This is a genomic window from Priestia sp. ABM2_011 (assembly GCF_056158845.1).
The window spans coordinates 4,839,259-4,863,192 of sequence record NZ_JBSWUB010000001.1 but is presented as its reverse complement, the minus strand read 5'-3'; the positions used below and the strand labels follow the sequence as shown (position 1 = coordinate 4,863,192).

At 40.8% G+C, this 23,934-nt stretch carries 17 protein-coding genes, 2 rRNA genes and 1 pseudogene; 19 read left to right on the top strand and 1 reads right to left on the bottom strand.

Going from position 1 to position 23,934, the window contains the following annotated elements:
- Nucleotides 1-72 precede the first annotated feature (72 nt).
- The 4 genes from ytvI to ACXAE4_RS25540 all read left to right on the top strand — a co-directional run bounded on the left by ytvI (nucleotide 73) and on the right by ACXAE4_RS25540 (nucleotide 2,956).
- A complete protein-coding gene (ytvI, locus tag ACXAE4_RS25555; RefSeq protein ID WP_013055188.1) occupies nucleotides 73-1,104 on the top strand; it encodes a sporulation integral membrane protein YtvI in 1,032 nt (343 codons plus the stop codon).
- Between the two features lie 159 nt (nucleotides 1,105-1,263).
- Complete coding sequence (locus ACXAE4_RS25550) at nucleotides 1,264-1,869, top strand: DedA family protein (protein ID WP_013055189.1); 606 nt, start codon at nucleotides 1,264-1,266, stop codon at nucleotides 1,867-1,869.
- Between the two features lie 24 nt (nucleotides 1,870-1,893).
- Nucleotides 1,894-2,685 (top strand): EcsC family protein, encoded by a 792-nt coding sequence (locus ACXAE4_RS25545; protein ID WP_028412681.1) that lies wholly within the window; start codon nucleotides 1,894-1,896, stop codon nucleotides 2,683-2,685.
- A gap of 136 nt (nucleotides 2,686-2,821) precedes the next feature.
- Nucleotides 2,822-2,956: a hypothetical protein gene (locus tag ACXAE4_RS25540; protein WP_255256646.1), complete on the top strand. Its 135-nt coding sequence runs from the start codon at nucleotides 2,822-2,824 to the stop codon at nucleotides 2,954-2,956.
- A 129-nt stretch (nucleotides 2,957-3,085) separates the two neighbouring features.
- Here ACXAE4_RS25540 and ACXAE4_RS25535 read toward each other — a convergent pair whose 3' ends face one another.
- Nucleotides 3,086-4,399 carry an APC family permease gene (locus ACXAE4_RS25535; RefSeq protein WP_028412680.1) on the bottom strand — a complete coding sequence of 438 codons (1,314 nt, stop codon included), beginning with the start codon at nucleotides 4,397-4,399 and terminating at the stop codon, nucleotides 3,086-3,088.
- Between the two features lie 321 nt (nucleotides 4,400-4,720).
- Here ACXAE4_RS25535 and ACXAE4_RS25530 point away from each other — a divergent pair, with 321 nt between their 5' ends.
- The 15 genes and pseudogenes from ACXAE4_RS25530 (at nucleotide 4,721) to ACXAE4_RS25460 (ending at nucleotide 23,876) form a co-directional block, all read left to right on the top strand.
- Nucleotides 4,721-5,266, top strand: a complete 546-nt coding sequence (locus tag ACXAE4_RS25530) for a hypothetical protein (RefSeq protein WP_223546639.1) — start codon at nucleotides 4,721-4,723, stop codon at nucleotides 5,264-5,266.
- A 2-nt stretch (nucleotides 5,267-5,268) separates the two neighbouring features.
- A complete protein-coding gene (locus ACXAE4_RS25525) occupies nucleotides 5,269-7,512 on the top strand; it encodes an alpha-galactosidase (protein ID WP_475237213.1) in 2,244 nt (747 codons plus the stop codon).
- A gap of 415 nt (nucleotides 7,513-7,927) precedes the next feature.
- The gene (bioB, locus tag ACXAE4_RS25520) at nucleotides 7,928-8,923 is read left to right on the top strand and encodes a biotin synthase BioB (protein ID WP_034264346.1); all 996 of its coding nucleotides are present in this window, start codon (nucleotides 7,928-7,930) and stop codon (nucleotides 8,921-8,923) included.
- 244 nt (nucleotides 8,924-9,167) lie between these two features.
- On the top strand, nucleotides 9,168-9,746 hold the full coding sequence (locus ACXAE4_RS25515; protein WP_028412676.1) for a glycerol-3-phosphate responsive antiterminator: 579 nt from the start codon (nucleotides 9,168-9,170) through the stop codon (nucleotides 9,744-9,746).
- Nucleotides 9,747-9,766: 20 nt separating this feature from the next.
- On the top strand, nucleotides 9,767-10,882 hold the full coding sequence (locus ACXAE4_RS25510; RefSeq protein ID WP_028412675.1) for an ABC transporter ATP-binding protein: 1,116 nt from the start codon (nucleotides 9,767-9,769) through the stop codon (nucleotides 10,880-10,882).
- Nucleotides 10,879-11,814: a carbohydrate ABC transporter permease gene (locus ACXAE4_RS25505; RefSeq protein ID WP_028412674.1), complete on the top strand. Its 936-nt coding sequence runs from the start codon at nucleotides 10,879-10,881 to the stop codon at nucleotides 11,812-11,814. Before ACXAE4_RS25510 ends, ACXAE4_RS25505 begins: the two co-directional genes overlap by 4 nt.
- Nucleotides 11,811-12,623: a carbohydrate ABC transporter permease gene (locus ACXAE4_RS25500; RefSeq protein WP_028412673.1), complete on the top strand. Its 813-nt coding sequence runs from the start codon at nucleotides 11,811-11,813 to the stop codon at nucleotides 12,621-12,623. Before ACXAE4_RS25505 ends, ACXAE4_RS25500 begins: the two co-directional genes overlap by 4 nt.
- Before the next feature lie 13 nt (nucleotides 12,624-12,636).
- A complete protein-coding gene (locus ACXAE4_RS25495; RefSeq protein ID WP_475237209.1) occupies nucleotides 12,637-13,977 on the top strand; it encodes an ABC transporter substrate-binding protein in 1,341 nt (446 codons plus the stop codon).
- 86 nt (nucleotides 13,978-14,063) lie between these two features.
- Entirely contained in the window at nucleotides 14,064-14,801 is a 738-nt protein-coding gene (locus ACXAE4_RS25490; protein ID WP_098112429.1) for a glycerophosphodiester phosphodiesterase, read from the top strand.
- Nucleotides 14,802-15,024: 223 nt separating this feature from the next.
- Complete coding sequence (locus ACXAE4_RS25485; RefSeq protein WP_028412670.1) at nucleotides 15,025-15,348, top strand: DUF3870 domain-containing protein; 324 nt, start codon at nucleotides 15,025-15,027, stop codon at nucleotides 15,346-15,348.
- 93 nt (nucleotides 15,349-15,441) lie between these two features.
- A complete protein-coding gene (locus tag ACXAE4_RS25480) occupies nucleotides 15,442-16,608 on the top strand; it encodes a DUF819 family protein (protein ID WP_475237206.1) in 1,167 nt (388 codons plus the stop codon).
- 59 nt (nucleotides 16,609-16,667) lie between these two features.
- Nucleotides 16,668-17,742 (top strand): annotated as a pseudogene (locus ACXAE4_RS25475) (dipeptide epimerase).
- Between the two features lie 32 nt (nucleotides 17,743-17,774).
- Nucleotides 17,775-18,788 carry a C40 family peptidase gene (locus tag ACXAE4_RS25470; RefSeq protein WP_033580858.1) on the top strand — a complete coding sequence of 338 codons (1,014 nt, stop codon included), beginning with the start codon at nucleotides 17,775-17,777 and terminating at the stop codon, nucleotides 18,786-18,788.
- A gap of 375 nt (nucleotides 18,789-19,163) precedes the next feature.
- A 16S ribosomal RNA gene (locus ACXAE4_RS25465) occupies nucleotides 19,164-20,715 on the top strand.
- A gap of 225 nt (nucleotides 20,716-20,940) precedes the next feature.
- Nucleotides 20,941-23,876 (top strand): 23S ribosomal RNA (locus tag ACXAE4_RS25460).
- The 16S and 23S rRNA genes sit together here, the layout of an rRNA operon.
- Nucleotides 23,877-23,934 lie beyond the last annotated feature (58 nt).

Sequence of the window (23,934 nt, the reverse complement as noted above, 5' to 3'; positions counted from 1 at the left end):
AAAAGCAGTCACTGGTTCCTTTCTTTATCAATAAATATAGAGATAGCTTAGCTAGTTGGGGGATAGTAGAGTATGTGGAAAAAGCGAATATGGGTCATTGCCTCGATAGTAATCGTATGTTTGTTAATCCCTTACAGTTTACCGATTGTGTTTGCTTTATTAACAGCATTAGCGCTTGAGGGTATTGTTCAAAAATTGCATCAATCTTTTAAAATGAAGAGAGTCTACGCAGTGCTTATGACCTTCATTTTATATGTTGTTTCGCTCATACTTATTGGATTTTTTATTGTTCGGACAATCGTTACGCAAGTGGTAGCTCTTTCAAAGATAGCGCCTTCATTTGTAAAAGAAATCTATGAAACCGCGATTTATCCAACTATTATCAAGTGGAAATACTATTCAAACGCTCTTCCTACAGAAGTGATTTCTTCTATCGAGCGCACGCTTGAAAAAACCGTAAATTCATTAGATTCTCTATTAAAAAGTACCGTGGAAATCATCATTAGCTTTGCTGCTACTGTTCCTGGATTTCTACTAGAGTTTCTTATTTATTTAGTAGCGCTTGTATTTATCAGCCTTGAGCTGCCTGCTATTAAAAATAAAATTAAGTCATTTTTAACAGAAGAAACGAAATATAAGCTACAAGTTGTCATCACTCAGCTTATCCAAGCGGGGGTTGGTTTTATTAAGGCACAAATTATTTTAAGTGTCATGACGTTTGTAATGGCTTATGTAGGGCTTTGGCTATTAGATGTTCCGTATACCGCGCTGCTTAGTTTATTAATTGTAATTGTCGATATCTTACCAATCCTTGGGACGGGCTCGGTGCTCGTTCCATGGGGGATTTTTGCTCTTACGCAAGGGCATGACTCATTAGCAATCGGCTTATTTATTCTATTTGGAGTGATTACGGTAGTAAGACGTGTAGTAGAACCAAAAGTGTTTTCTACAAATATGGGTATTTCACCTTTGGCTGCACTAGTTAGTTTGTACATTGGATTTAAACTTTTAGGTTTTGTCGGGTTGTTTTTAGGACCGGCTTTAGTTATTTTATACGATGCTCTTCGTAAAGTAGGTATTATTCAAATTAACTTTAAACTATAAAAGCGCTGGATAAAACTAGCGCTTTTTTTATTGAAACTTTTGTAGTACGTCATACGTAAAGAGGGAAAGGAAAAAACTATGTCGCGTTGGTTTTTATCTATCAATCGGCTAAATTATAGTTTTGCAGTCTTAGATTTAATGACATGAGGAGGAGAATTTTTGTTAGAGTCGGTTTTACTTTCTTTAATTGAAGCGCTAAAACAGCTCTCTTATTTTGGCGTAATTTTAGCATTAACGTTTGAGTTTGTCCCCGCAGAGCTTGTTTTACCTTTAGTAGGGTATTGGGTGTACCAAGGTGATATGAACTTGTATCTGGCTATCCTTGCAGGTACAGTAGGCGGTGTATGTGGACCGTTGACTCTTTACGCACTGGGACGTTACGGTGGACGACCGCTAGTTTTAAAATATGGAAAATATTTTTTGGTGAAAGAAAAAGAAATTGACGCTGCCGATCGCTTTTTTAATAAGTACGGCAGCGGGGTCGCTTTTTTTGGACGGTTTATTCCAGGAGTGCGTACGGCTATCTCTTTTCCATGCGGGATGGCAAAAATGAATGTATGGCTGTTTTCTATTTACACATTTGTTGCGATGCTTCCAGTAACGGCTATTTACGTATATTTAGGATATAAGTTAGGACCTAAGTGGAAAGAGGTGGGTCCGATTGTTTCTCAATACATGCAGCCTATTGGAATCGGAATTGTTGTTTTAATTGCGTTGTTTTTTATCATTAAATATGTGCGGAATAAACAAGTAGGACAGAGCTGATAAATCGAGGAAAAGAGTGAGGATATGTCAGAGCATGAACAATTGAGAATAGAATTACGAAAAATTGAAAAGTGGGAGAAAGACCAAAAAGGACTTTTTTTCTGGGAGCGGCTGGCTCGCTTGCCTTTTTCAGCTTTAGATAAAGTAACGCCAAAGTTCATTCATCAAAAAATAGAAAAATTATTAGATGAAATTGCTAAGTATGTTGATAATGGAGGCCAGTATTTAGCTAATACGTCTGCCACGCTAGAGAAAGCATCAGCCCAATTACAAGAAAATAAGCAGCTGTCAATAGAGGATGTTCAGCATTTATCTCTGCAGGAAATGGATGAGTTGGCGGAGTATTTTATTGAAGTCCGAAAAAAGAATGCGCAGCTGCAAGGAGCTACAACCGGAGTAGGTGGAATTTTCACACTGGCGATTGATATTCCTTTTGTATTGGGACTTACGCTTAAGACACTGCAAGAAGTGGCTGTTTCTTATGGTTACGATCCCACTGAGCAAGAGGAACGCATTTTTATGGTCAAATGCATGCAGTTTTCATCCTCTGATATTGTAGGAAAGCGTGCGATTTTAGAAGAATTAGCAAGCGGCAATCGAACGCAGAGCTTGCAGCAGCTCCAAGGTTGGAGAGAAGTGTTTCTAACCTATAGAGACAACTTGGGATGGAAAAAGCTATTTCAAATGATTCCTATAGCAGGGATGGTGTTTGGGGCGTATATTAACAAACAAGCGATTAGCGATATAGGAGAAGTTGGAATGATGCTTTACCGTAAAAGACGCATTTTAGAAAAAGTCTCACAATCTAAAAAATAAAAATAGGCTGGTATGAAAGTATTTTAGTTGAAGAAAAATCCGAACGAGTTTGATTCTTAGTTGAGAATCAAATACGTTCGGATTTTTTTATTGATATAGTAAATGTAGCTTTCATGTATTTAGTTGCCTCTAGGTGTTGATTGGAGGGCAAGGCGAAGACTCCTGCGGAAAAAGCGGAACAGATGAGACCCCGCAGGAGCGCAAGCGACGAGGAGGCTCAACGGCCGCCCGCGGAAAGCGAAGCCTTGCACGGAAATCAACAGCGGTGTAACGAGCGATTCATATTAGATCGTTTACCTTTTTGTTCGTGTGTAGATGGGATTGATTTGTTTATGTCTCAATTACTTTTTTTCGACATTATTTCTGGGGAAATATGTCGAGGTGTGTTAAGCCTATTTCCTTAATCAAAATGAAAAGTAGGAATGGTAATAGTGTTTTTTCGTCTGGCAATCAGTAAATAAATAATTCCAATTATACTCCATACAATACCGATAAATAAGGATGTTTTTTCTAAGTTAAGCCACATAAAAAATAAAAATAAACTGCCGAGTAAAGGCATAAGTACATATGAAATATATCCACTGAGAGATCGTTTGTTTTGTTGAATAAAATAATGGATAAAAACCGCTATGTTAACTGAACTGAACGCAATTAAAGCACCAAAATTAATTAAAGAGGTAGCTTTTTCAAGAGACAGACTTAGTGAAATTAAAGAGAGACCACCAATAATGACTACGTTCCAAACAGGCGTCTTTGTTTTAGGGTGAATATAGCCAAAAATTCTCCGTGGCAGATAACCATCTTTCCCAATTGCGTAGAGAAGTCTTGATGCACTCATATGTGAGACAAGTCCAGAAGCAATAGTTGATGTTAAGGCTGCTGCTACAAAAATAGATTGAAACAGCTGGCCGCCAATTTTATAAGCGATTTCAGCCGATGCACCTTCTAAATCATGAAACAAAGAGGCTGAAGGGAAAAGAAGCTGAGCAAAGTAAGAAACCGTAATAAATAAGGCGCCTCCCGTACATGCAATAATGAGAATCCCTTTGGGAATGGTTTTCTCAGGCTTAAGTGTTTCTTCAGCCATGGTGGTTACAGCATCAAACCCTAAAAAAGAAAAGCATAAAATAGCTGCTCCGTTTAATAAAAGAGATATAGAAGCCGATTCACTTATAAACGGTTTAAATGATAGCTCTTGCCCTTGAGTTGTAGCACTTAAAATAATAAAGATGATAGCTACTAAAATTTGAAAAGCAACTAATAGCGTACCAAAAGAAACGGTTAAATGAACGCTAAAAATATTCATTATGGTCATGATGACCACAAAGCTGATAATCCATACGGCTTTTGGAACACCTGGAAACAGAGAGCTTAGGTAAATATTTGTCAAAAGTGCATTAATCATCGGTAGAAATAGATAATCAAGAAGAGCCGTCCATCCTACCAAAAAACCAATGCTTGGATTCATTACTTGCTGTGCGTATGTATAAGAAGAACCAGCTCCAGGAAAAGCTTTTACCATTTTTCCATAACTAATGGCTGTGAATAAAATAGCAATCAACGTGAATGCATAAGCACCTGAAACATGTCCATCTGTGGATTCAGTTACAATGCCAAATGTATCGAAAACGGCCATGGGTGCCATGTAGCCTAATCCTATCACGACGATATGCCATAATTTTAGTTGTTTAAGAAGAGAAGGTCCATGATTCATATTTGTCATCCTTTCTGTGTATAATCATTCTGCAATATTTATTATTATACTATATTGTTAGATTTGTCATCTTTTTTTGAAAAAGAAGAGAAAATTGCGCGCTAAGAGATAAAGAGCGTTTAGTTAATTACTAGATAAAGCAAAAAAATGCTTTTTTTCACTTTGATTTTTACCATTGAGTCTAGAAAGCATTTTACATAAAATGAAAGAAAGTAAAAAAGCTTTCGATTAGTATGATCTACTTGTAATAAATACGAAAACAAACTTTTGAATGCGGTTACATTTTTGCGGGTGTATAAACTTATAATGATGATAAAGGAGATGAAGGAAGTGATTGCTACACCCTATATAAACTTGGAGATAAACAAGGGACCAGGTGTGCATGTTGTATTGGATGAAACAAAAAAAGATGGTGTTTATTTTATTAAATTAACGGTCAAGTCGATTAAAAAAAGAAGTCTTCCAAAAATGGCGTTAAAATGGAGCGTTCCGTTGTTAGATATCCAGCTATATAAATCTATACAAACTAGTCAGGGAGATGTGAGTACCTCTTCTGTTCATTGTTTTATGAATAAAAATGGCTCTAACCGCTACACTATTGCATGTTCAGACATACTTCACCCTATTCGGTGTGCCCCCAATTGGAAGGAAATGTGTCTAGATGTGGAGATGAACTTATTTAGTGAAAGCACTTGGTCTCTTCATAGCTACGAAACTGAACTGCGAGTAGATACAAGAATGATTGAAACAGAAGAGTTATTCAAAGATTTAGCGAAATGGTATGAAAGAAAAGAGATTAATCTAGCATCTGCTGTTGAGCATGCAACGGCAATAGATGAAAAAGGAAATGTCTCGTTAGATATTTGATGGTGAGGAGAGAGATAAAGTGGGGATCTCTATTTAATGAACGTACAAAGGAGTTTCACCTGCAGGGCCGCGATGTAAGTTATATCTTTTCAGTGTTGAGAAACGAGCAGCTTGGTCACTTATACTATGGAAAAAAGCTTAAGCACCGTCCGTCTTTTCAGCATTTTTTACGTGTGGAAACAAGAGGAGCTAGCGCTTCGGTCTATGAAGGAGAACTAGCATTTTCTCTTGAAACAATCAAACAAGAGTATCCTTCTTATGGGACAACAGACTTCAGAGAGCCAGCCTACCAACTTCTTCAGCAAAACGGAAGCCGAGTCACCAATTTTGAATACGATAACCATAAAATTTACAAGGGCAAGAAGCCATTAAACGGCTTACCTGCTACATACGTAGAAGAAGAGAGTGAAGCCACGAGTGTAGAAGTTGAACTGATTGATAAATTGCTCAATGCATCACTTATTTTAACGTATACCGTTTACGAAGACCGAAATATTATTACGCGTCACGCACGATTTGAACATAGAGGAGAAGAACCAGTCGATATTTTGCGTATCATGAGCGGCAGCATTGATTTGCCCACATCAAACTATGAAATGGTTCAGCTTTCCGGTGCTTGGATTCGAGAGAGACACGTGAAAACAAGAATGCTTCAGCCGGGTATTCAAAGTATTTCTAGTGCGAGAGGTACAAGCAGCAGTCAGCAAAACCCATTTTTAATTTTAAAGAATCCAGCTGCAACTGAACACAGTGGAGAAGCGTATGGTTTTAGTCTTGTATACAGCGGAAACTTTCTTGGACAAGTGGAAGTAGATCACTATAATGTATCAAGAATAACGATGGGTATTCACCCTTTTGATTTTCAGTGGCGACTAGAAAGTGGACAAACTTTTCAATCACCAGAACTAGTATTGGCTTATTCAAATAACGGGCTAAACGGTCTTAGCCAAGAGTATCATGAGCTTTATCGCAAGCGTCTCGCTAGAGGAAAATGGCGGGATTTAGAGCGACCAGTTTTAATTAATAACTGGGAAGCGACGTATTTTGATTTTAACGAAGAGAAAATTGTACACATTGCCAAAGAAGCACAAAAGCTGGGCGTTGAACTTTTTGTATTGGATGACGGCTGGTTTGGTAAACGTAATGATGATACAACTTCTCTTGGAGACTGGTTTGTAGATGAAAATAAGCTTCCGGGCGGTATGAAATCATTGGCTCAAAAAGTAACGGATTTAGGTATGGACTTTGGATTATGGTTTGAACCTGAAATGATTTCAAAGCAAAGCAACTTGTATGAAAAGCATCCAGATTGGTTGATTCATGTGCCAAATCGTCATCAGTCTCATGGACGAAATCAATATGTGCTTGATTTTTCACGAGAAGAAGTAGTGAATTATATTTATGAACGAATGGAAGCTATTTTAAGTGAAGCACCTATCTCGTATATAAAATGGGATATGAACCGAAATATAACGGAGATTGGATCTGTTGGGCTACCCGCGAATCGCCAGTTTGAAGTAGTACATCGCTATATTTTAGGAGTATATGATTTGTATGAGCGACTAACAAAGAAGTTTCCGGATATTTTATTTGAATCGTGTGCAAGCGGGGGCGCTAGATTTGATCCGGGAATGCTTTATTATGCTCCTCAAGCTTGGACAAGCGATAACACGGACGCGATTGAACGTCTGAAAATTCAGTACGGCACGTCTTTTGCTTATCCAATCAGTTCAATGGGAGCACACGTATCAGCCGTACCAAATCATCAAGTACGCAGAGTAACAAGTCTAGAAACAAGAGGAGACGTTGCGTATTTTGGCGCATTCGGTTATGAGTTAGATGTTACGCTGATGACAGAAGATGAAAAAGAAACGGTAAAAAAACAAATTCAGTATTATAAAAAATACCGATCTCTTATTCAAAATGGAAGATTCTATCGATTAAAAAGTCCGTTTGAACAAGATGGAAATGTGACGAGCTGGATGGTTGTTTCATCCGATCAAAAGCAGGCAATCATCGGTTATTATCAAGTATTAGCTAGATCAAATCCTTCTTATGAACGCATTGAGCTAAAAGGGCTTCATCCTGATTATGAATATACAGTGATGGAAACAGACCAAACAGCTTATGGAGATGAGCTCATGTACGCAGGAATTGCTCTAACTCATGAATATCCGGGTGTTGAAGCATACGATAAAAAATCTGGAGACTTTGTATCGGTTATTTACACACTGCAAGCGCAATAAGCAAAAAGGCTGGGACATAACGAAATAAATCCAATCGAAAGATGAACAAATGAGATACATGAGCTGGACTGCTTATGACACCGCAATTGATTTCCGTGCAAGGCTTCGCTTTTGCTCCTGCGGGGTCTCACCTGTTCCGCTTTTCCCGCAGGAGTCTTCGCCTTGCCCTCCAATCAACTGCTAGAAGGAACGAAACAAATAAAACGATATGCATCATCCAAAAAAAAAACGAACCACTCATCAAACAGGTTGATGAATGGTTCGTTTTTTACTTGGGCTCAACTACTTTTGTCCCAGTCTCTTTAAGTTAACTATTATTTATGAAGTGTTGACATAAAAGGCGTGATAATGGTAACTTTTAGTTATAATTGTTAACTTTATATTTTTTTTAGTTTACTAAAGTGGAGGGGAATCGATGGAAACCACAAGTTTAAGAGATTGGAAAGCACTTGCTCAGTCTATTATTAAAGGGAAAGAAATTACATATAAAGAAGCGCTTCAACTTCTTTATGTACCGGATGAAGAAGTGTTAGAGGTCATGAATGCCGCGTACTTAATTCGTCATCATCATTATGGAAAAAAAGTAAAGCTTAATATGATTATTAATACTAAATCGGGTTTATGCCCAGAAGACTGTGGATATTGTTCGCAGTCGATTGTATCAGAAGCGCCGATTGATAAGTATGCGTGGTTAACAAAAGAGAAAATTGTAGAAGGTGCTTTTGAAGCTCAAAAAAGAAAAGCAGGTACATATTGCATCGTAGCGTCAGGCCGCCGCCCTACTGATAAAGAAGTAGCGCACGTAGTTGGAGCGGTAAAGGAAATTCGTCAAAAGACAGACTTGAAAATCTGTGCCTGTCTAGGATTTTTAACAGATGATCAAGCACACGAACTAGTCGAGGCGGGTGTTCATCGCTATAATCATAATTTAAATACTCACGCTGATAACTATGACAATATTTGTTCTACGCATGGCTATGAAGATCGAGTCGATACGGTTACTACATCTAAAAAAGCAGGTTTGTCACCTTGTTCCGGTGCAATTTTTGGAATGGGCGAGACAAATGAACAAGCCGTTGAATTAGCTTTTCAAATTAAAAAGTTAGATGCAGATTCTATTCCATGCAATTTTCTTGTTGCCGTTCCAGGAACGCCTCTAGAAGACAAAAAGGCGTTAAAGCCAATGCAATGCTTAAAGCTGTTAGCGATGATGCGTTTTGTAAATCCAACCAAAGAAATTCGAATTTCAGGAGGCAGAGAAGTTAACCTCAGATCACTTCAGCCGCTTGGTTTGTTTGCTGCAAACTCAATTTTTGTAGGCGATTATTTAACGACTCAAGGTCAAGAACCTACAGCTGACTGGGGATTAATTGAAGATTTAGGATTTGAAATCGAAGAATGTGCACTGTGAAGCCGTTGAGAAATCAACGGCTTTTTTTATCTTCAGCAGATTTACAGGAACTATACGTTTACTTTACAAAACTCAACAGCTTCTTTATATTGCCTTCACAAATAACCATTATTATAAAACATGTGAACGATAAGTGAATAGTTACTAAGGTTATGAAATTGAGAAACCACAAAAAACAATAGGTCTATATAAACATCCTATGCGTTTTTTGTGGTTTTTTTATAAATGAAAGGAAGGAATCGTTTTGAATAAGGAAGCAGATTTCTTACAACAGCTTGGACAAGATCGTTTAATTGCATCCATTAAAAGTCCGAAAAATTTAGAGCAATTTTTAGAAACAGAGATCCAGGCCGCCTTTTTATTAACGGGAAACATCAGTGTAATTAAACGCTATGTAGATTTACTCAAACAGCATAATCGAACGGTTTTCTTACACATTGAAAAAATTCCGGGAATTAGCTATGACCGGGAAGGGCTTAAATTTCTCGCTAAGTTTGTAAAGCCCACAGGTATCGTAACCACTAAAAGTTCACTCATTAATTACGCAAAACAGGAAGGGCTGGTTGCTATTCAGCGGCTGTTTTTAGTGGATACAGACGCAGTAGCACAGGGGTTAAAAACCGTTCAAGATATTAAACCGGATGCATTAGAACTAATGCCAGGATTGATTCCGGAGATGATAGAGAAAATCGTTAAAAAAACAAGTATCCCTATTATTACAGGTGGACTCATTCAAAATGAAAGCCATATCCAAGCTGCTTTAAAAGCAGGGGCTACGGCAGTTTCTACAGGAAAATCATGGCTATGGAAAAAATATGAATGAGCGAGAAAGGAGCGTTTTTAATGAAAAAAGTAGAGTTAGTTAACGTTGGAAAGTCATACGATCAAAAAACAAATGTCATTCAAGATATTAATGTCACAATTGAACCTGGAGAATTCTTCGTATTAGTAGGTCCTTCAGGGTGCGGGAAAAGTACAATGCTGCGAATGATTGCCGGATTAGAAGAAGTCACACAGGGAGAGTTGCTAATCGGGGATGTAAAAGCAAATAAACTGCTTCCAAGTCAGCGCGATTTGTCCATGGTGTTTCAAAACTATGCTTTATATCCGCATTTGACAGTAGAACAAAATATTCTTTTTGGTCTGCATACAAAGAAGATTTCAAAGCAAGAACAGCACAAGCGCTGCAGGGAAGCAGCAGAAATGCTTGGTTTAAGTGAATATTTAAAACGAAAGCCTAGACAGCTTTCGGGAGGACAGCGTCAGCGTGTAGCACTCGCACGTGCTATAGTTACTCATTCACCTATTTGCCTGATGGATGAGCCGTTATCCAACTTGGATGCGAAGCTGCGAGCAAAGATGAGATCAGAAATTCGCCAGATTCAGCGTAAGTTAGGTATTACGATGATTTATGTCACGCATGATCAAACGGAAGCGATGACGATGGCGGATCGAATGATGATTTTAAATGGAGGTAATATTCAGCAGGTTGGGCGTCCGCTCGATATTTACAATGCACCGGCAAACACGTTCGTAGCGTCGTTTATAGGTTCTCCCCCTATGAACTTATCAAACGTTTCTATAGAAAATAACTTACTCGTTTTTGAAGATAGAAGAGCTATTTCTATGAGTGCATCATACAACAACCTTAGCGGTAAAAAGGAAGTTGTGGTTGGAGTAAGACCTGAGCACGTTCAGCTTGCGACAAACGACAACACCAGCTTTATCGTAGAGGTAGATAATGTCGAAATTCTAGGAACGGAAACACTGCTTACATTTCAAATGGGAGACAAACAGTGGATGGCTAAGTGGAACGGTCAATGGAATATAAAAGTGGGAGAGCGCGTCCCTATTTTTATCGATCCAAAACACCTGTTTTTATTTGATAGTGATACAGGTTCATGCTTGCACTATGAACCATCAACGGAAGATTTAACTGTAAAGGGGGCATTTGTATGAGTGCTGTTACCAAAACAGCAAACTCGCCTGTTTCTGTTTCATCAAATCCACAAGAAAAGAAGTCAATGCCTAACCTATTGGTAGGATTATCTTACTTGCTGCCATCATTATTGTTATTTGGTGTATTTCTTTTCTACCCAATGATTAAGACCTTATATTTAAGTCTTTTTATTACAGACACACAGGGAAATCCCTTGAAATTTGTAGGATTACAAAATTTCTTTTATCTATTTACAGATCCAAACTTTTTACAAAGTATGAAAGCCACTTTTTTATTTGTACTATACACGGTGCCTATTGGCTTAATTATTGCATTATTCCTAGCGCTAATCGCAAATGAAAAGCTAAAAGGAATTGGTTTTTTCAGAACAATGTTTTCATCTACGATGGGAATGAGCGTAGCGGCTTCTTCTGTAATTTGGATGTTTATGTATAACCCGACAATCGGTGTTATTAATAAAGTATTAAATCTTGTAGGCATTCATGATGTGCAGTGGTTATTAGATCCTAAGTATGCGCTGATTGCTGTGTCCATCTCTACGATTTGGATGAACATTGGGTTTACCTTTTTAATTTTACTTGGCGGGTTACAAAATATTGATGAAAAGCTGTATGAAAACGCGCGTATTGCTGGAGTTAGCTATTGGTATCAGCTCCGTAAAATTACGCTTCCTATGCTTTCGCCAACGCTGTTTTTTATTATCACCGTTTCGTTTATTAACGCGTTTCAAACGTTTGGACAAATTGACATTTTAACAAAAGGCGGGCCTACAGATTCCACAAATGTCATTGTTTATTCAATCTACAAAGATGCATTTGTAAACTATAATGTTGGCTCTGCAAGTGCTCAAGCTACAATTTTGTTTTTCTGTATTCTACTGGTTACGGCTCTTCAATTTAAGCTTGGAGAAAGGAAGGTACATTATCAATGAGCATCACGAGAAAATGGACAACTTATTTGTTACTCATTGCAGCTACTTTAGTATTGATGTTTCCTATTCTATACGCTTTTTCCATTAGTTTTATGAGTGGAGCGGAAGTGTTGGAAGGGAAGATTTGGCCATCATCTTTTTCATTTGAAAACTATCGGGATGCTTTTGAAAAAGTTCCGCTGCTTCATTATTTAATTAATAGTTTTGCTGTATCTATTTTTGTCATGGCTGGGCAGCTGTTAGTTTCAAGTTTGGCTGCTTTTGCATTTGTATTTATTAAATTTAAAGGAAGAGATGCTATTTTCTTTCTCTTTATTTCTACGATGATGATTCCATGGGAAGCAACGATGGTTCCTAACTTTTTAACAGCACAAAAGCTAGGCTGGATTAATAACTATTTGGGATTAACAATTCCTTTTTTCGCCTTAGCATTTGGAACATTTTTATTGCGTCAACAGTTTAAAACCATTCCGGGCGAGCTGTATGAAGCTTCTCAAGTCGCAGGGATCAGCCGCTTTCGTTTCTTTTGGAATGTTGTGCTTCCTGTTTCTAAAACAAGTCTAGTTACGCTTGGCGTATATAGCTTTTTAACAACATGGAATATGTATTTATGGCCACTGTTAGTTACAAATACAGAAGATGTTCGTACCGTTCAGATTGGTTTAAAACAAATGCAAACGCAGGAGATTTCAACTGATTGGGGAGTGGTTATGGCCGCTGTCGTAGTTGTTATTATACCGACATTATTACTATTATTCCTAGGTCAAAAACGTCTTCAAAAAGGATTAACACAAGGTGCAATTAAATAGGAGAGTGAATGTGATGAAAAAGATATTGGCTATCGTAACGGCATGCTTGCTAGTCATTCTAGGCGCTTGCTCAAACTCAACTGGTTCTTCGGAAGCGCAAGAAACTAAAAAAACAGCATCAGGTAAAACAGAAGTCGTTTTTTGGCACGCCATGAGCGGTGACCTTGAAAAATCACTCAATAAAATAGTCGATGAGTACAATAAATCTCAGGATAAAGTTGAAGTAAAGCCCGTTTTCCAAGGAACGTATGAGGAAGCACAAACAAAATTTAATACGGTAGCAGGAACTAAAGATGCACCGGCTATCATGCAAACGTTCGAAGTAGGAACGAAATTCATGATAGACAGTGGTAAGGTTCAGCCTGTTCAAAAATTCATTGATGAAGACCACTACGATACTTCACAGTGGGAGAAAAATATTTCAAGCTATTACCAAGTAGATGGAAAGCAATATTCAATGCCGTTTAACTCTTCAACACCGGTTCTGGTTTACAACAAAGATGCCTTTAAAAAAGCAGGGTTAGATCCTGAAAATCCACCAAAAACGTATGGTGAATTAAAGGCAGCTGCAAAGAAACTAACAGAGAAACAAGGAAATAAAACATCACAATACGGTTTTTCAATTCTAAATTACGGATGGTTCTTTGAAGAGCTAGTTGCTTCTCAAGGCGGTTTGTATGTAGATCACGAAAACGGTCGTAAAGGGGATGCCGAGAAGGCAGTATTTAATGGAAAAGAAGGACAAAACGCATTTAATTTAATCAATGACATGTACAAAGAAGGTACTTTCTACAATGTAGGGCAAAACTGGGACGATATGCGCGCAGCATTTCAATCTAAAAAAATTGCAATGTTTTTAGATTCATCAGCAGGTATTAAAACATTAGTAGACAATGCTCCATTTGATGTGGGTGTATCAGATCTTCCTGTGCCAAAAGAAGAGGATCGCCAAGGAGTAGCTATCGGGGGAGCATCTTTATGGATGTCTAAAGGAATTAGTGATGAAACATCTAAAGCGGCGTGGGACTTCATGAAATATTTAGCAACACCAGAAGTTCAGGCAAAATGGCACGTGGAAAGTGGCTATTTTGCGGTTAATCCTAAAGCATATGATCAAGAAATCGTAAAGAAAGAATGGAAAAAATATCCTCAACTAAAAGTGACGGTTGATCAGCTTCATAAAACTAAATCAACTCCGGCAACACAAGGCGCTTTAATTTCGGTATTTCCGGAATCACGCCAAAAGGTAGTAACAGGAATGGAGAGCCTGTACCAGGGAGTAAAGCCGAAACAAGCACTTGATCAAGCAGCAAAAGAAACGAATAGAGCATTAGAAGTAGCCAATCAAAAATAACGTATGATTACGAAGCTCGTCTTTCAAGTTATTTTGAGGACGAGCTTTTTATTTAGTGAATGACTAGTTAGGGGAGATAGAGGACAATGAATAATTCAATTGATCTTTATGCGCATCGCGGCTTTAGCGGACGATATCCTGAAAATACAATGATTGCATTTGAAGAAGCTAGAAAAATGCGAGTTTCAGGTATTGAATTGGATGTACAACTAACCAAAGACGGAGAAATAGTAGTGATTCACGATGAACGAATTGACAGAACGACGAATGGAATGGGATATGTTCAAGAATTTTCATATAAACAGCTGCGGTTATTCGATGCTGGAAGCTGGTATGATTCTCGTTTTTCTAAACAATCAATTCCCACGTTAATAGAAGTGTTTGAGTGGATGATGGACAAAAAGACAGAAATGACCGTGAACATTGAATTAAAAAATGACCAAATTTACTATCCAAAACTTGAGGAAAAAGTTCTTCGTCTAATCGATGAGTTTGATTTAGAAGATCAAGTTATTTTGTCATCTTTTAACTATGATAGCTTGGCTAAAGTGAGATCTCTCCATTCATATATATCAACAGGTTTTTTATTTGAAGGCGTGAGTGAAGATGCGATTGGAAAAGCAAAATCGATAGGTGCGCACCTGCACTGTGATATGTCGTTTGCTCTTTCTTCGTACGGGAAAAAAGCAAAGCAAGAAGGATTAGACTTACGAGTATATACAATTAATGAACTGAATGACTTTTTGAAGCTCCAGCAGGCTTCAGTAAAAGTAGTGATGACAGATTACCCTAACCGTTTTTCCTCTACAATGTTCAAAGGATGACGCAGAAAGGCCGTATGTATTCGTACGGCCTTTTTTATAGGGTAAATATTATTTTATTCTGAATAGTATAAAATTTATATTGTGAAATTGTTTTATAGATGATATATTGAGAGTAGATTATAATGTTCCTTATGAAAGCGAATACATGTTGCGTAGCTCCGCAAACGTTCATTTGCCGGTCCCTAGCATCGTCTGTTATCTCTTTTAGGAGGAATAAAAAATCATGTATGATCAAGATACTATCTATATTATTGGAGATGCCAAAGCTCCTCAAAGCAATCCGATTACTAAAAAGTTCAATCAGTATTTTTTAGGATTGGTAGTTGATAAAACAAATGGAAAAATTATTGATGTGGAATGCTCAGCGACGATTGAGTTAACCGTTCGATTTGTTCAATCAATTTTTATTGGACGTCATATAAGTGATCCCACCCTTATAGACGACATTAACAGCCGCTACTTCGGGTCTTCCCAAAAAGCGCTGGTGGTAGCGTTTCATGATGCACAGAAAAAATATCAGCAAATAACAGCTGCTTTGTCTACATAGACCTAGACGAAATCCAGCCTGACGTTTTCAAACGTTGGGCTGGATTTTGTTTTGCATAAAAACATTTTCGGGGAGATGAAGGGGGAAGAATAAATGATTCAAGATGGATTTATGTATGTGAGTGTGTTAACTGCCTTTGCTGCGCTCATGGTAGGGATTGAAAAACGATTTAAAGGCAATGGATTTTTTAAGTTTATTCCAGGTATTGTACTTATTTATATAGGAGCCGCTCTTATGCAAACGGCAGGATTATTTGGGGATAGCGAGTCAAATGCCGCCATGTATGCAGGCGTTAAAAATGCACTTCTTCCTGCTATGCTGATGCTTATGCTGTTAAAGTGTGATGTTCGAAGTGTAATTAAACTTGGTCCAAGAATGCTGGGAGGATTCATCGTTGCGGTTTTTAGTATAATGATAGGCTTTATCCTCGTCTATGCCATCTTTAAGAATTTCTATGTAGAGGATACGTGGAAAGCTTTTGGTGCTTTATCAGGAAGTTGGACCGGGGGGTCAGCTAACATGGTTGCCCTTCAAGGGATTTTGGATGTTCCAGAAAATATATTTGGCTACGCTCTTATAATGGATACGATTAACTATGCCGTATGGGTTATGTTTATGTTTTGGCTTGTACCATTTGCAGCTAAATTTAATAAATGGACAAAAGCAGACGTCAGCTTTATTGAGAATAGTATAGATGAAGTCGCAGCAACATCTGAAAGCGAAAAAGAAGGCCCACAGTTTCAGCATCTTCTTTATTTGCTTGGGCTAGGTTTGTTCGTTTCGGCATTGTCTACATTTATCGGAGGGCGTTTGCCTGAAGTGGGAGCCGTTATTAATGCAACGAGCTGGACGATTATGATTGCTTCTGTCGTTGGTTTAGTGCTTGCTGTAACTCCAGCGGCAAAAATTCCAGGTACGCTCGATGTATCAAACGTTATGTTATACATCGTTGTAGCGTTAATTGCTTCTCAATCAGATTTTTCAAATTTAGCTCAGGCTCCTATTTACTTAGTATCTGGTTTTCTCATTATGTTCGTCCACTTAGTGATCATGCTGTTGCTAGCTAAACTATTTAAATATGATTTATTTACGCTCGGGGTAGCCAGTTTAGCTAATATTGGCGGAATGGCGTCTGCTCCAATGCTTGCAGCTGCTTATAACCGTGCACTGATTCCGGTAGGAGTCATTATGGCTCTGATGGGTTCCTTCTTAGGTACTTATTTTGGTATGATGATCGCCAAAATTTTAGGGGCGATCTAAGAATAAACCAAAATAGATATAAAAGAATATGTGTGCTGAATCGAAAGGAAGCGATTGAAATGATAATTAAAGACATAACTGTAAAGCATCAAACCGTTCCACTGCTCGTTCCGTTTAAAACAGCGCTTCGAACAGCAACAGAGATAGACAGCATAAGTGTAGAGATTCAGTTAGAAAACGGAATAAAAGGAAAAGGAGCGGCTTCGCCAACATATGTTATTACAGGCGATTCTTTAGAAGGCATTCAAGCTGCACTTCAAGGACCTATTAAACTAGCGCTAATAGGGGAGGATATACGTCAGTTTCAAAAACTCTTAAAAAAAATTCAAAGCTGCTGTATTCACAATTCAAGTGCTAAAGCGGCTGCTGATATCGCTTTGCATGATGCTTATACAAAGTTTCTCAACATTCCTTTATATGCTTTCTTGGGCGATAAGCAGCCTATCTCTACGTGTATGACGATAAGTGTTGATACACCTGAAAAAATGGCTGAAGACGCACAAAAAAGTGCAGCGGACGGATTTGACATTTTAAAAGTGAAGGTAGGTTCAATTCCTGAGCTAGACCTTGAGCGTATTAAACATATTCGATCTGTCATTCCGGATCATGTAAAACTTCGGTTGGATGCAAATCAAGGATGGACTCCAAAACAAGCAGTGCAATTAATTAATGAAATGGAAGCTCTCAACTTTGGTATTGAACTGGTAGAACAGCCTGTCGCTGCTCATGATTGGGAAGGGTTAAAGTTTGTGACTGAACGAGTAAACATACCCATTATGGCAGATGAGAGTCTATTTTCTGCCAAAGATGCATTAAGGCTTGTAAGCGGGCGGTACGTGGATCTTTTAAATATTAAGCTAATGAAGTGCGGAGGCATTAATGAAGCAAGAAAAATCGCGAGTATTGCTGAGGCGAACGGTGTTGCGTGTATGATTGGAAGCATGATGGAACCATCACTTTCCGTGGGAGCAGCTGCTCATCTGGCAGCCGCTCATCCAAATATCACGTATTTTGACTTAGATGCTCCTCTTTGGCTTTCAACTGAACTGGATGTGTTAAAGTACAGCGGTCAAGAGGTTTTCTTATCAGAATCTTCCTGGAATAGGAGAAATCACCGTTCCTATCTCAAAATAAAAAGATAGTAATATAGTAGAAGGAGAGAGACGATGAATATAAAACGTTGGCTTTTGACGGTAACAACAGTTATTTTAGCTACATTTGGAGTCAGTGCAGTTCCTTCTGTTCATGCTTCTGAAGAAAAAGAAACTGCTTATATAGATGTCGCAGCAGCTACTCTTTGGACAGCACCAAACATCTTGCGTGAAGTGGACGCTCCGTCAGCTACTAATCCTGTAGATATGAAGAAGTGGACCACATCGATGAATTTGAAACAGAAGCAGCAGTTATCTAGTGACGGGATGCTTGAGACACAAGCGTTATATGGAAACAAAGTAACGGTTTTAGAGAGACAAGGAGATTGGGTCAAAGTAGCTGTAGACGGACAGCCTACTTCTCGAAATGAATTAGGATATCCCGGGTGGATGCCTACTAAACAATTAACCTATAGCAAAAGGTACGAACAGTATGCAAAGAAGCCTTTTGTAATGGTGACGGCTCCGACTACTTATTTGTATCATTCGCCTTCTTTGAAAAAGAAAGGTATTGAAGTTAGCTATAATACGCGCTTACCTCTTTTGGTAAAATCAAAGAGTGCATATAAAGTATTAAAACCAAATGGAAAGACAGCATGGGTTTCTGCAAAAGCAGGAAAAATCTACGCTTCTCAAAAAGATATTCCTGTACCAACTGGCACGGAGCTTGTTGAAAGCGGAAAGGCATTTTTAAATCTTCCATATTTATGGGCTGGCATGAGTGGTTTTGGATTTGACTGCTCTGGATTTACGTTTACGATGTACCAGTCCCATGGTATTACAATTCCACGTGACTCAGGCCCACAGTCTAGAGCAGGGAAACCAGTAGAGATGAACAATCTTCAACCCGGAGACTTATTATTCTTTGCCTATAACCAAGGGAAAGGAAGCGTCCACCATGTAGCAATGTATGCGGGAGATGGTATGATGATTCATTCGCCGAACTCCGAGCGGACAGTAGAGATTATTCCTTTAAACACGAAGGGGTATATTGAAGAGTATGCAGGTGCACGTCGTTATTTACCTTAATTAGTAAGATAAGAAAGAAGCTCTTTTTGTGAAGGGCTTCTTTTTTAATATAGGTATAAATAAAAATTAGAAAATTTAGATTATTTACGTTTAACTACTTCTCAGTAGGGGAAGAAGTAAAGTAAGAAAAAAAACATTTTTCTTCTCGAAACATATTGACTTTATGTGCAGGGCGTTATATTATTATAAAGCGTCGTTGAGACATAACAGTAACAACGAAGCTGAAAAAAGAATTTTAAAAAGTTGTTGACATTACGTCGGTAACTTGATAAAATAATAAAGTCGCTTAAGAGCGGCGGTTGAACTTTGAAAACTGAACAAAGCGACAAACGTCAACGTTAATTTTTATTTTTTAAAATGAGCAAGTCAAACATTTCTTCGGAGAGTTTGATCCTGGCTCAGGATGAACGCTGGCGGCGTGCCTAATACATGCAAGTCGAGCGAACTGATTAGAAGCTTGCTTCTATGACGTTAGCGGCGGACGGGTGAGTAACACGTGGGCAACCTGCCTGTAAGACTGGGATAACTTCGGGAAACCGAAGCTAATACCGGATAGGATCTTCTCCTTCATGGGAGATGATTGAAAGATGGTTTCGGCTATCACTTACAGATGGGCCCGCGGTGCATTAGCTAGTTGGTGAGGTAACGGCTCACCAAGGCAACGATGCATAGCCGACCTGAGAGGGTGATCGGCCACACTGGGACTGAGACACGGCCCAGACTCCTACGGGAGGCAGCAGTAGGGAATCTTCCGCAATGGACGAAAGTCTGACGGAGCAACGCCGCGTGAGTGATGAAGGCTTTCGGGTCGTAAAACTCTGTTGTTAGGGAAGAACAAGTACGAGAGTAACTGCTCGTACCTTGACGGTACCTAACCAGAAAGCCACGGCTAACTACGTGCCAGCAGCCGCGGTAATACGTAGGTGGCAAGCGTTATCCGGAATTATTGGGCGTAAAGCGCGCGCAGGCGGTTTCTTAAGTCTGATGTGAAAGCCCACGGCTCAACCGTGGAGGGTCATTGGAAACTGGGGAACTTGAGTGCAGAAGAGAAAAGCGGAATTCCACGTGTAGCGGTGAAATGCGTAGAGATGTGGAGGAACACCAGTGGCGAAGGCGGCTTTTTGGTCTGTAACTGACGCTGAGGCGCGAAAGCGTGGGGAGCAAACAGGATTAGATACCCTGGTAGTCCACGCCGTAAACGATGAGTGCTAAGTGTTAGAGGGTTTCCGCCCTTTAGTGCTGCAGCTAACGCATTAAGCACTCCGCCTGGGGAGTACGGTCGCAAGACTGAAACTCAAAGGAATTGACGGGGGCCCGCACAAGCGGTGGAGCATGTGGTTTAATTCGAAGCAACGCGAAGAACCTTACCAGGTCTTGACATCCTCTGACAACTCTAGAGATAGAGTGTTCCCCTTCGGGGGACAGAGTGACAGGTGGTGCATGGTTGTCGTCAGCTCGTGTCGTGAGATGTTGGGTTAAGTCCCGCAACGAGCGCAACCCTTGATCTTAGTTGCCAGCATTTAGTTGGGCACTCTAAGGTGACTGCCGGTGACAAACCGGAGGAAGGTGGGGATGACGTCAAATCATCATGCCCCTTATGACCTGGGCTACACACGTGCTACAATGGATGGTACAAAGGGCTGCAAGACCGCGAGGTCAAGCCAATCCCATAAAACCATTCTCAGTTCGGATTGTAGGCTGCAACTCGCCTACATGAAGCTGGAATCGCTAGTAATCGCGGATCAGCATGCCGCGGTGAATACGTTCCCGGGCCTTGTACACACCGCCCGTCACACCACGAGAGTTTGTAACACCCGAAGTCGGTGGAGTAACCGTAAGGAGCTAGCCGCCTAAGGTGGGACAGATGATTGGGGTGAAGTCGTAACAAGGTAGCCGTATCGGAAGGTGCGGCTGGATCACCTCCTTTCTAAGGATTTTTACATGACGTACGTTTTGACACTTTGTTCAGTCTTGAGAGTTCAATCTCTCAATTATAGAAAGCATACTACTTTCTTCTTACTATATAAGAAGAATTTTGGTTGCGATTGTTCTTTGAAAACTAGATAACAGTAATTGCTGAGGAAAAGTGAAACTTTTCTTTAATCAAACCAATAAATAACACAACTTTATGTTGTACCATTTATTCGCTAATGGTTAAGTTAGAAAGGGCGCACGGTGAATGCCTTGGCACTAGGAGCCGATGAAGGACGGGACTAACACCGATATGCTTCGGGGAGCTGTAAGTGAGCTTTGATCCGGAGATTTCCGAATGGGGAAACCCACTGTTCGTAATGGAACAGTATCTTTATCTGAATACATAGGATATTGAAGGCAGACCCGGGGAACTGAAACATCTAAGTACCCGGAGGAAGAGAAAGCAAATGCGATTTCCTGAGTAGCGGCGAGCGAAACGGAATTAGCCCAAACCAAGAGGCTTGCCTCTTGGGGTTGTAGGACACTCTATACGGAGTTACAAAGGAACGAAGTAAATGAAGCGACCTGGAAAGGTCCGTCGAAGAAGGTAACAACCCTGTAGTTGAAACTTCGTTCCCTCTTGAGTGGATCCTGAGTACGGCGGAACACGTGAAATTCCGTCGGAAGCTGGGAGGACCATCTCCCAAGGCTAAATACTACCTAGTGACCGATAGTGAACCAGTACCGTGAGGGAAAGGTGAAAAGCACCCCGGAAGGGGAGTGAAAGAGATCCTGAAACCGTGTGCCTACAAGTAGTCAGAGCCCGTTAACGGGTGATGGCGTGCCTTTTGTAGAATGAACCGGCGAGTTACGATCCCATGCAAGGTTAAGCTGATAAGGCGGAGCCGTAGCGAAAGCGAGTCTGAATAGGGCGTTTAGTATGTGGTTGTAGACCCGAAACCAGGTGATCTACCCATGTCCAGGGTGAAGTTCAGGTAACACTGAATGGAGGCCCGAACCCACGCACGTTGAAAAGTGCGGGGATGAGGTGTGGGTAGCGGAGAAATTCCAATCGAACCTGGAGATAGCTGGTTCTCTCCGAAATAGCTTTAGGGCTAGCCTCATGTTGTGAGAGTCTTGGAGGTAGAGCACTGATTGGACTAGGGGCCCCCAACGGGTTACCGAATTCAGTCAAACTCCGAATGCCAAAGACTTATCCATGGGAGTCAGACTGCGAGTGATAAGATCCGTAGTCAAAAGGGAAACAGCCCAGACCACCAGCTAAGGTCCCCAAGTATACGTTAAGTGGAAAAGGATGTGGAGTTGCTTAGACAACCAGGATGTTGGCTTAGAAGCAGCCACCATTTAAAGAGTGCGTAATAGCTCACTGGTCGAGTGACTCTGCGCCGAAAATGTACCGGGGCTAAACGTATCACCGAAGCTGTGGATTGACATCTTAGATGTCAGTGGTAGGAGAGCGTTCTAAGTGCTGTGAAGTCAGACCGTAAGGACTGGTGGAGCGCTTAGAAGTGAGAATGCCGGTATGAGTAGCGAAAGACAAGTGAGAATCTTGTCCACCGAATGCCTAAGGTTTCCTGAGGAAGGCTCGTCCGCTCAGGGTTAGTCGGGACCTAAGCCGAGGCTGAAAAGCGTAGGCGATGGCCAACAGGTTGATATTCCTGTACCACCTCCCCGCCGTTTGAGTAATGGGGGGACGCAGTAGGATAGGGTAAGCGCGCTGCTGGATATGCGCGTTCAAGCAGTTAGGCTGATGAGTAGGTAAATCCGCTCATCATAAAGGCTGAGCTGTGATGACGAGGGAATTATAGTACCGAAGTTCCTGATTCCACACTGCCAAGAAAAGCCTCTAGCGAGGCGGGAGGTGCCCGTACCGCAAACCGACACAGGTAGGCGAGGAGAGAATCCTAAGGTGATCGAGAGAACTCTCGTTAAGGAACTCGGCAAAATGACCCCGTAACTTCGGGAGAAGGGGTGCTCTGGTAGGGTGTATAGCCCGAGAGAGCCGCAGTGAATAGGCCCAGGCGACTGTTTAGCAAAAACACAGGTCTCTGCGAAGCCGCAAGGCGAAGTATAGGGGCTGACGCCTGCCCGGTGCTGGAAGGTTAAGAGGAGGGGTTATCCTTTGGGAGAAGCTCTGAATCGAAGCCCCAGTAAACGGCGGCCGTAACTATAACGGTCCTAAGGTAGCGAAATTCCTTGTCGGGTAAGTTCCGACCCGCACGAAAGGCGTAACGATCTGGGCACTGTCTCAACGAGAGACTCGGTGAAATTATAGTACCTGTGAAGATGCAGGTTACCCGCGACAGGACGGAAAGACCCCGTGGAGCTTTACTGTAGCCTGATATTGAATTTTGGTACAGCTTGTACAGGATAGGTAGGAGCCTGAGAAGCCGGAGCGCTAGCTTCGGTGGAGGCGTCGGTGGGATACTACCCTGGCTGTATTGAAATTCTAACCCGCGGCCCTGATCGGGCCGGGAGACAGTGTCAGGTGGGCAGTTTGACTGGGGCGGTCGCCTCCTAAAATGTAACGGAGGCGCCCAAAGGTTCCCTCAGAATGGTTGGAAATCATTCGTAGAGTGTAAAGGCACAAGGGAGCTTGACTGCGAGACCTACAAGTCGAGCAGGGACGAAAGTCGGGCTTAGTGATCCGGTGGTTCCGCATGGAAGGGCCATCGCTCAACGGATAAAAGCTACCCCGGGGATAACAGGCTTATCTCCCCCAAGAGTCCACATCGACGGGGAGGTTTGGCACCTCGATGTCGGCTCATCGCATCCTGGGGCTGTAGTCGGTCCCAAGGGTTGGGCTGTTCGCCCATTAAAGCGGTACGCGAGCTGGGTTCAGAACGTCGTGAGACAGTTCGGTCCCTATCCGTCGTGGGCGTAGGAAATTTGAGAGGAGCTGTCCTTAGTACGAGAGGACCGGGATGGACACACCGCTGGTGTACCAGTTGTCTTGCCAAAGGCATCGCTGGGTAGCTATGTGTGGACGGGATAAGTGCTGAAAGCATCTAAGCATGAAGCCCCCCTCAAGATGAGATTTCCCATAGCGCAAGCTAGTAAGATCCCTGAAAGATGATCAGGTTGATAGGTCAGAGGTGGAAGCGTGGCGACATGTGTAGCTGACTGATACTAATCGATCGAGGACTTAACCAAACTTTTAAAAGCGTAAGCTTTACTCAGCAACCTGTTACCTAGTTTTGAGAGAGCAATC